Origin of the sequence: [Clostridium] aminophilum, from assembly GCF_900101295.1 — a bacterium.
GTDB classification, from domain to species: domain Bacteria; phylum Bacillota; class Clostridia; order Lachnospirales; family Lachnospiraceae; genus Clostridium_R; species Clostridium_R aminophilum_A.
This window is the reverse complement of record NZ_FOIL01000094.1, coordinates 1-5,566: the sequence shown is the minus strand read 5'-3', so window position 1 is coordinate 5,566 and position 5,566 is coordinate 1. Positions and strand designations below refer to the sequence as shown.

The window sequence follows — 5,566 nt, the reverse complement described above, 5'->3', positions numbered from 1 at the left end:
GCCTGATGGAGGAACTGGACGAGTGGCTTCGCCACAGAATCCGGGCAGTGTATTGGAAACAATGGAAAAAGGTGCGAACGAGGTACAAGATGCTGAGGGCGCTACACTTGCCAGAATGGAAGGTACATGAACTGGCTAACTGTAGAAAAGGCACATGGAGAGCGGCGATGATGCTAAACACAGCGCTTACCAAAACGATAATAGTGGTCAGACTCGGATATCCATCCTTATCAGCCCACTATCTAAAAGTTCGTGTAAACTATTGAACCGCCGTATACCGAACGGTACGTACGGTGGTGTGGAAGGGGAGTGTCAAATCTCCCCTATCCGATCGCCAACAACGGGCCAAAGCCTGTGTTTGCACGAGGCCTTGGCGACTGCGGCGAAACGCTCGTAACTCGCGAAGCGTGCTGCATCTCGTCGGATAACCCGGATTGTGGTACCGATTCAGCACATCACGGCATCCTCGGCGGTATAACCTTCGAGGGATCCTGCTTTGACCTGAATACATGCGTAACTCAGTTCGGAATCTGATGCCGCGGAGAACTGTCTCTTGCCTTCCGGAGAGATACGAACGACGTCTCCTGCCTGAAGAAGGATCTCGTCACCATCGACAACAGCCTTGCCCTTTCCGGATAAGACAATGTAGATCTCTTCGTTCTTCTTATGAGCGTGCACGAACGGAACGCCGGTTCCTGCGGGAAGATGGTTCATGCTCACCTCTGCACCGGTAAGTCCGAGTACGTCGTGAAGCTCTGTTCTGGTATCGTTTGCTGTGCTTACTTTGCGGTAGTTTGTCATGTTTGTTTTCCTCCATGTGATTGCTATTTGTATTTGACTGCGATATCATCATTATAGAATCTGGAGTCAAAAATAAAAGTACGCACATTTGTACTACATAGTCACATTTTTGAGACTATTGTGGAGAATACAGGAGAAAATCATATGAAGAGCATCTATGGACAGTGTCCGTTTGCAACGACACAGCGGGTATTGCAGGGCAAATGGGCCATCGTTATTATGTTTCAGTTAAGCACCGGAACACAGCGATTCAACGAACTGCAGAGAAATATCCCGGGGATTACCAGAACTATGCTGACAAGGCAGCTTCGGCAATTAGAAGAAGACCGCCTGATAACCCGGACGGTGTATGCGGAAGTACCGCCTCGCGTGGAATACAATCTGAGTGAAATGGGAGAGAAGTTCCGAAAAGTATTGGATCAGATTGAGTCGTTTGGTTTTGAGTACATCGCGGAACTCAAGAAGACAAATGCCCCGCTAAAGTAGTAAAATGGAAGCAGAAAAGGCTTCCGCACCTGCGGGACCGGCATGCGGTATCGGTCAAAAACGTCAGTGACATTACGATTAAAAAAAGGATTTCAAAAAACAGGTATTTCTCATAACGGCAGACGTATGAGGAATACCTGTTTCAGTTCATTTATGTTTTTTGTTGTCGGGGTGTTCGTTCCGGAGTTCATCGGCCACGAGTTCGATCATTTCTTTTTTCAGATAGACATCGAACGCCAGCTCGCTTAGGAAGGCAAAGAGCTGAAGGCGCTCACGGTCTTCGGCCTCCGCTTCGGGGAAGGTCTCTTTCGCGCGGTCGAACTTCTCCCGGATATCCTGTTTCAGCCGTTCCCGCTGGTCCGTTTCGAGAGAAAAGACTTCACGGTAGATGGACGGCAGATCCGGCTCCGCATTCGGGCCGGTGTACCGGTCGCCGAGCGGTGTCAGGATCTCTTCGATGTCCGACAGAGAGACGACATTTTTGTAATAGAGGATCAGAATCAGCATCAGAATGTGGTCTCTGGAATACTTTTTCTTGACCGGCGCCGGGAAGAGATGGTTCTTCGCGTAATTGTTGATCATCGTCTTGGTGATGACCGGACCTTCCGTCTTGTGCTGGGTGCCGGAGAGCCGCTCATTCATAAACGTGAGAACCTGATCCATATATAAGTTGATTCCCGGAATCTCCCCCGGATCAATGTGGTCCAGGCGGTCGATGTATTCCAGAATTGATTTGAATTTTTCGTCATTCGATCGCATAATCTGTTCCCTCTGGTGCATGGTTCCATGAATTTACCGGTCCAAAAGAAAGCCCCGGCACACATAATGTACGGAAAACACAATATTTGCCTGTGTTTTGAATCATATGTGGAATCAAATAACATTATATAGTAATGAAAACGATGTTTCAAGAGATTCCCACCCTCGCTTTTTTTCCTCGGATGTATTATACTTAACATTCAGCAAAGCAGAACAACTGTGCGATTTGGAGGATCTATGATCGATTTGAATACATTAAATCCGATGCAGCGCGAGGCAGTGGCGTCGACGGAAGGACCGCTGCTGATCCTTGCCGGCGCGGGTTCGGGAAAGACGAGAGTGCTGGTGCACCGCATTGCCTACCTCATCGGGGAAATGAATGTGGCGCCGTGGAATATTCTCGCGATCACATTTACCAATAAAGCAGCCGCCGAGATGCGGGAGCGTGTCGACCGGATTGTCGGACAGGGGGCGGAGAGCGTCTGGGTTTCGACCTTCCATTCCATGTGTGTCCGGATCCTTCGCCGTTACATCGATAACCTTGGATACGGGAACAGTTTTTCCATCTACGATACCGATGATCAGAAGGCGCTGATGCGGCAGATTCTGAAACGGCTGAACATCGATCCGAAGAAATTCCGGGAAAAGTCCGTGCTCAGCGAGATTTCTGCCGCCAAGAATGCGATGATCGACGAAGAGCAGTATATGGACGACAACGGAGGTTCCTTCCCGGGGAAAATCTTTGCAAACTGCTACATGGAGTATCAGAAGGAACTCAAAAAGAACAATGCTCTCGACTTTGACGATCTTCTCGTGAAGACGGTTCAGCTTTTTGAGAAATATCCGCAGGTGCTGGAATACTATCAGGACCGGTTCCGTTACATCATGGTGGATGAGTATCAGGATACCAACACGGTTCAGTTCCGTCTCATTGATCTTCTGGCAAAACGCCACCGCAATCTCTGTGTGGTGGGCGATGATGACCAGTCGATCTACGGCTTCCGCGGCGCGGACATCCGGAATATTCTGAGTTTCGAGAAGGCATTTGACGGCGCAAAAGTCATCAAACTCGAGCAGAACTACCGATCGACGAAGAGCATTCTGGATGCGGCCAATGAAGTCATCGCAAACAACCGGGGCCGGAAGGACAAGAAGCTCTGGACGGACAACGACCAGGGCGACAAGGTCACCTTTGAACTTTACAGCAATGCCTACGAGGAGGCCGAGGGAATCGCGAAAGATGTCATTTCCCGCAAGGCGGCGTGTCAGGCGGACTATTCCGATTTTGCCGTGCTGTACCGGACAAACGCCCAGTCCCGAATCGTTGAGGAAAAATTTCTTCAGTATAACATCCCGTACCGTCTGGTGGGAGGTGTGAATTTCTATCAGCGCAAGGAGATCAAAGACGTTCTCGCGTACCTGAAGACGATTGCGAACGGTCTCGATGACATTGCGGTACAGCGCATCATCAATGTTCCGAAGCGAGGAATCGGCGCGGCATCCGTCGGAAAGATCATCGAGTTTTCCGCGGCGAACGGCATGAGCTTTTATCGCGGACTGCAGTCTGCGCAGAACATCATGAGCGCGGGAAAAGCGCTGAACGGAATGAAGAAATTCGTGGAGCAGATTGAAGATTTCCGGATTCGCGCAAACGAGATCAGCATCCGGGATCTGATCGAGGCGGTTCTCGACGAGACCGGACTCCGCGATGAGATCCGCGCGGAGGGGGAAGTGGAGGCCGAGGCCCGTCTGGAAAATATTGACGAGCTGGAAAACAAGGCTGTCAGTTATGCGAACGGAACAGATCATCCGACACTGGACGGATTTCTGGAAGAAGTAGCGCTTGTGGCGGACATCGACAGCATGGACGATTCCGAGAACCGGGCGGTGCTGATGACACTCCACTCCGCAAAGGGGCTGGAGTTTCCGTATGTCTATATGAGCGGCATGGAGGACGGCCTCTTCCCGAGCGGCATGGCGATCTCTGACGGGGATCCGTCCGCCATCGAAGAAGAGCGAAGACTCTGCTATGTCGGCATTACCCGGGCGGAGAAAAAGCTCACTCTCACCGCGGCGACGCAGCGAATGATCCATGGACAGACGATGGGCGAGACGGTCAGCCGCTTTGTCGAGGAGATCCCGGAGAATATGATCGAGGTTAAGGATCTGTCCGGCGGTATGAGTTACGGATCCCGGTTCGGCGGCGGTTACGGCTCGGAGCGCCGAAGATATGACTGGGAGGATTCCGACGGGCTTCCGTGGGAGACTCCGTCGGCGAGAGGGCGGTCTACCGGAAGCGGTAACGGCTTTGGCAGCAGGTCCGGCTTCGGTGGCGGGTTCGGCTTTGGCGGCGGAACCGGCTTCGGCGGCGCAGGTTCCGGCAGCAGTTCCGGTTTCGGCAGCAGCTATCGAGGCACGGCCGGTCTAAAGAGTGTGTCCGCGGCAGGTGCCGCGAAAAAAGGGCCGGGCGGAATCCAGAAAGGTTCTGCGATGACCAAGCCGGATCATCTGGACTATGAGGCCGGCGACCGGGTAACCCACATTAAATTCGGCGCCGGAACCGTAACGGCGATCAAAGACGAGGGCCGTGATTACGAGGTTACCGTCGAGTTTGACCGCGTTGGACAGAAAAAGATGCTTGCCGGATTTGCAAAACTCAAAAGGACGGAACAATAATTTCGTAGAATAACGTTCGCAGCCCAAACGTTATCGCGCAGGCTTTCAAATCAACACAAGTGTTTACTTGACATGTGCTTTCGTGCTATAATATTTTCAGAAAATAACTCACGGCAGAGCCGTAGAATGAGAGGGAGCGTGGTCGTATGAACAGATTTGATAACGTGAGAAGTGACGCACTTGCAAAGGTTGAGGAGATCATGAACGCGACAAAATTGTCCGAATTCCTCCACAAACAGGAAGAAGAGGAGAAGCAGAAGAGATGGATCATCTGGGTTCTCTCGATTGTCGGCGCAGTTGCTGTGATTGCCGTGATCGCTTATGCGGTATACCGCTTCTTCACACCGGATTACCTCGATGACTATGAGGACGATTTCGACGATGATTACGAGGATGAGTTCGATTACGAGGATGACGAGCCGGTAAAGAAGTGTGAGAAATGCGAAAAGACCGAGGAGTCCAAGGCGGACGAGGAGTAATTTCGCAGATTCTTCAATGGTAGACGGATTTATGAATGGGAGGGCGCACGCGAAAGCGCAATGTCATTAAGTTAACATTGGCTATTGGACGTCTCTAAAGAAAAACTAGCAGGAAAGTGAATGACTTTCCTGCTTTTTCTTGATTTATGACACACAAATAAGACAGATTCATATCTGCCTAAAATAAATATTCATTTTATCTGTTTTATGCTACTCTGTAGAGGAAACCATGAAATATTTTTACTGCTAGCTTTCGTTCCCGGTGCCTGTCGGGTCTAATCGGTATAATATTTCTTGCAATAATGGTTTCTAAATTAGGTGATGTTGTTTTTCCTTGATAGAAAAGTCTACACATGTGAGCGGCT

General features: G+C 50.5%; 5 protein-coding genes and 1 pseudogene. 4 read left to right on the top strand and 2 right to left on the bottom strand.

Features of this window, described 5'->3' with window-relative positions; all coding sequences use genetic code 11:
- Positions 1-266: pseudogene (locus BMW41_RS14820) on the top strand (maturase); the annotation flags it as partial.
- A 181-nt stretch (positions 267-447) separates the two neighbouring features.
- Here the strand turns inward: BMW41_RS14820 and BMW41_RS13855 are convergent.
- Positions 448-801 (bottom strand): cupin domain-containing protein, encoded by a 354-nt coding sequence (locus BMW41_RS13855; RefSeq protein ID WP_074650793.1) that lies wholly within the window; start codon positions 799-801, stop codon positions 448-450.
- 144 nt (positions 802-945) lie between these two features.
- On the opposite strand from BMW41_RS13855, the gene BMW41_RS13850 reads away from it, so the two are divergent.
- Positions 946-1,287 carry a winged helix-turn-helix transcriptional regulator gene (locus tag BMW41_RS13850; protein WP_074650791.1) on the top strand — a complete coding sequence of 114 codons (342 nt, stop codon included), beginning with the start codon at positions 946-948 and terminating at the stop codon, positions 1,285-1,287.
- Positions 1,288-1,434: 147 nt separating this feature from the next.
- Here BMW41_RS13850 and BMW41_RS13845 read toward each other — a convergent pair whose 3' ends face one another.
- Entirely contained in the window at positions 1,435-2,046 is a 612-nt protein-coding gene (locus BMW41_RS13845; RefSeq protein WP_074650789.1) for a DUF1836 domain-containing protein, read from the bottom strand.
- 237 nt (positions 2,047-2,283) lie between these two features.
- On the opposite strand from BMW41_RS13845, the gene BMW41_RS13840 reads away from it, so the two are divergent.
- Positions 2,284-4,722: an ATP-dependent helicase gene (locus BMW41_RS13840; protein WP_074650788.1), complete on the top strand. Its 2,439-nt coding sequence runs from the start codon at positions 2,284-2,286 to the stop codon at positions 4,720-4,722.
- Positions 4,723-4,868: 146 nt separating this feature from the next.
- A complete protein-coding gene (locus BMW41_RS13835) occupies positions 4,869-5,201 on the top strand; it encodes a DUF4366 domain-containing protein (RefSeq protein ID WP_074650786.1) in 333 nt (110 codons plus the stop codon).
- The last annotated feature ends 365 nt before the right edge of the window (positions 5,202-5,566 follow it).

Bases quoted from the DNA above. Each gene is read 5' to 3' on its own strand.
- BMW41_RS13855 (WP_074650793.1), bottom strand. From the start codon at position 801: ATGACAAACTACCGCAAAGTAAGCACAGCAAACGATACCAGAACAGAG.
- BMW41_RS13850 (WP_074650791.1), top strand. From the start codon at position 946: ATGAAGAGCATCTATGGACAGTGTCCGTTTGCAACGACACAGCGGGTA.
- BMW41_RS13845 (WP_074650789.1), bottom strand. From the start codon at position 2,046: ATGCGATCGAATGACGAAAAATTCAAATCAATTCTGGAATACATCGAC.
- BMW41_RS13840 (WP_074650788.1), top strand. From the start codon at position 2,284: ATGATCGATTTGAATACATTAAATCCGATGCAGCGCGAGGCAGTGGCG.
- BMW41_RS13835 (WP_074650786.1), top strand. From the start codon at position 4,869: ATGAACAGATTTGATAACGTGAGAAGTGACGCACTTGCAAAGGTTGAG.